Source organism: Lactiplantibacillus xiangfangensis (assembly GCF_001438845.1).
Lineage (GTDB): Bacteria > Bacillota > Bacilli > Lactobacillales > Lactobacillaceae > Lactiplantibacillus > Lactiplantibacillus xiangfangensis.
In genome coordinates, this window is sequence record NZ_JQCL01000028.1 from 1 (window position 1) to 1,163 (window position 1,163).

Annotated in this window: 1 protein-coding gene and 1 pseudogene; both read left to right on the forward strand. The window is 40.2% G+C overall.

Features of this window, described 5'->3' with window-relative positions:
* Nucleotide 1: 1 nt before the first annotated feature.
* Nucleotides 2-247, forward strand: a complete 246-nt coding sequence (locus tag IV64_RS14630) for a hypothetical protein (protein WP_083491544.1) — start codon at nucleotides 2-4, stop codon at nucleotides 245-247.
* A gap of 286 nt (nucleotides 248-533) precedes the next feature.
* A pseudogene (locus IV64_RS02480) lies at nucleotides 534-875 on the forward strand (replication initiator protein A); the annotation flags it as partial.
* Nucleotides 876-1,163 lie beyond the last annotated feature (288 nt).

Consider the following 1,163-nt stretch of genomic DNA (forward strand, 5'->3'; position numbering starts at 1 on the left):
ATTGAATCCAGATGTGATCGTTAAGAAGACAATCTATCGGAGTTCTGCAAGAATTACAAATCAGCAGAGAGATCAAGTAAAAAGAGTTTTGCATAAGCAAGGGTATCAGGGGAGAATTAGTAGTATTCGATATACTCGGGTAAATTACAAGTATTCTTTTAAAGTATCCGTGAAGTATCAGGGGAGTGTTGGTAAGTTTTTGGTTAATACAAAGAATGAGACAGTTGAATTTAAGGGAATGGTCTAGGAGTAATCCCAGTGAATTTCACAAACTCATTTTCCCCAATTAAGGCCAATCTGCAACCTATACCACTTCTTTTTTGGGCAAGTTCACAAAGATAAAATAACGGAATGTGGAAGTGCCAGGGCGTGATGAGGTTACTTGGGATAAGCCGCCTTATGTGAAGTAGAAATTGGTATACTAAAAAAGGCTCCCGGTTTAACACTGGAGGCCTTTTTTCTAGGTTACATATTTTGAGGATGAATGTTTTTATCTTTGTAGCTTTTACTTGGGTGCTGTAACATGATGAATACTGCTTAGTTTTTGGTGCCGTACCCCGCAACAGATGCGTCGCTTCGTTGGTATTATCTTAAATGCTAAGTACCGAGTTGAGAAGGATCATAAAGATATTGGCGTCATAATCCCACTGGACGACGAAGAACTGAAATTTTTAATGACTAAAGCCTTGAGACGTTACTTTAACGCCCTAAGAAGCAATGAGAAGCACATCAAGAACGTGGAAAACTACCTGTACGGCACCATGCAAAATCTATTTGGTGTTTGGTGGAATAAACAAGCGGCTAGAGAATACGCGGCCAAACACCCCGAAGAAGAAAAGCCGGCCGACAACGACAACAGTGGGTTGTACTACTAGTCCTAAAAGGCTGCAAAATCCTTTCTAAACGGTTTTGAGACCTACTCACCTTCCCTTTATGCTTAAGCTATATTTAACTGGCTTAAACAGAAGAACAGGGACTTTTAAATAAGTGTCGGAGCTAACTAGCTCAAAAGTTCAGCCTTTAGATCAATGCCAACCTCAAGTGGTCTGAGGCCAGGGTTTTATCCGTTGATCAGATACCCAAAAGGTAGTATAATGGTAGTAGTAAAAGAAGGGAGATGAGACAATCATGGCAGTTAAGGAAAAGAAACGGGTCCAAGTCAA